Below are 2,072 nucleotides of genomic sequence, written 5' to 3'. Positions count from 1 at the left end.
ACAAACAATACAGATTCAACCCAAAATGAAGCTGAAACAACAAACAATACAGATTCAACCCAAAATGAAGCTGAAACAACAAACAATACAGATTCAACTCAAACCGAATCAACAACAAACAATACAGATTCAAGTGAAGACAATAATGCTGTCCAATCTGCAGTTGATGAAACTGCAAACGCTTCCTCAACAAGCTTATCAAGTCCAATAAAAACAAAAATAAAAGTCATAAATGCTTCAGTTGTTAAAGGAAGAACCCTATATGTCCAATTACTTGATAAGGACAACAAGACAATTAAAAATCAAAAACTAACAATAATTCTAAACAATAAAAAATATACAAATACAACAAACAGTCTTGGAAAGATGGCTTTAAAGCTTAACTTGAACATTGGAAAATACTCAGCCACAGTTAAATACAATGGAAATGAGAACTATTCCAAATCAAACAAGACCTTTACATTAAAAATTCATTTGCTTAAGACAAGTTTCACAACAAACAGCAGTTCAATCATAAGGGGAAACTATTTCTATGCTTATCTAAAAGATCAAAATGGAGATGCATTGGCTTCCAAAAAGGTCACTCTCAAGTTCAATGGAAAGACCTACACAAAAACTACCAATTCAAAGGGCAGAATTAGCCATAAGATAAGCACATCCTCTAAAGGAAAATATCCTTTGAAACTCAGCTTCAATGGGGGAACCCCCTATTTGAAGACAAGCAAAACATTTACCATAAATGCACACAACATAAAGACAAAGATAGTTGTTTTAAACTATAGTGTTGTAAGGGGAAAATACCTGAATGTTGTCTTGAAGGACAGCGGAAACAGAAACCTTTCAAAAGAGAAAGTTACATTTACCCTATCCAATAAAAACACTGAAAAGACAACAAGTGACATCGGAAAGGCAAGTCTCAGGATTACAAAGGTGCCTGGAACATACACCGTAAAGATTAAATTTGCCGGAGACAAGGGATACTTGAAATCAAGCAGAAGCATAAAGGTCAAGGTTTTAAGAAACACAACTGCAGAGCTGTTTGCCAAAAATCAAACAAAGCATCTCTACGGCAATGATACAGTGAAATACTATATCCGCCTAACAGATTTAAATGGCAATCCTATTGTTGGTGAAACCGTGAAACTAAGGGTTAAAAACCTTAACATTACAAAGGGAAGCGGAAACAAGATCACTAAAAAAACAATTGTCCTAAGCTCAGACAATATTATCAATAAGACTGCAGACAAAAAATTATTGAACCAGATGGCAAAGATTTTAAGAGAAAAAGGATATACAGTCATCGTTTCAGGAGTCGGACCTAACTATCACGTCAGCGATGTTGCAAAATACAAAAACGTTTGCGTATTCAGTCTTGTAGGAGGAGTCGATAGCGGAATGTTTGTTGACATGGCATCAAACTACTATAAGAATTACCTGAAATACAACAAGAACCAGTTTGTTTTAGGTTGCGTATCACCTCCGATTTACCTTAATTTAGCTAATATGACTTGGCTTATAAGGGCACATGACGATGACTACAGTCCAAAAAGCTTTACAGGATTGTATTATCCCGGAAAATACCTGAACACAAAAACAAAAGTTGATTATGTTTATGGAGATACCGCTGATGAATTGGTAAAGAATTTCCTTACCTATGCCAAAAAGGGAAAAAGCATTGGAATCAACAGTACATTGGCAAATGCATATACCACATACAAGTTAACAACTAGTAAAAACGGTTATGTAAGTCTTGATTTACCTGTAGGAACCTATACTGTAACATCTTCTGTTTTAGCAAATTCAAGCTACAAGGTAGACGCAATCCAATCCAAAATCAACATAGTTCCATAATAATGTTTAATCAATTAAAACAAGTGAAAAGGATTGATTAAATAAAAAAACATGCATTTAATCAATTAAAATAAGCAAATACGATTGATTAAATAAAAAAACATGTATTTAATCAATAAAATAAGCAAATACGATTGATTAAATAAAAAAACAACAAAATTAGTAAAATTATCTTATATTAACTTATAAGATAATTATTTTTTCTTTTTTTAAAAATTAAT

The 2,072-nt window shown here is 32.7% G+C and carries 1 protein-coding gene; it reads left to right on the top strand.

The window, feature by feature from the left end; genetic code table 11:
* Nucleotides 1-1,851 (top strand): hypothetical protein (locus Q0138_RS02755; RefSeq protein ID WP_297980603.1); only part of this gene is annotated, 1,851 nt, incomplete at its 5' end.
* Nucleotides 1,852-2,072: the final 221 nt, after the last annotated feature.

The sequence above is a fragment of the uncultured Methanobrevibacter sp. genome, from assembly GCF_937906425.1.
GTDB lineage: Archaea > Methanobacteriota > Methanobacteria > Methanobacteriales > Methanobacteriaceae > Methanobrevibacter.
Note: the sequence above shows the minus strand (reverse complement) of the source record. Positions and strands in the feature narration are given on the sequence as shown.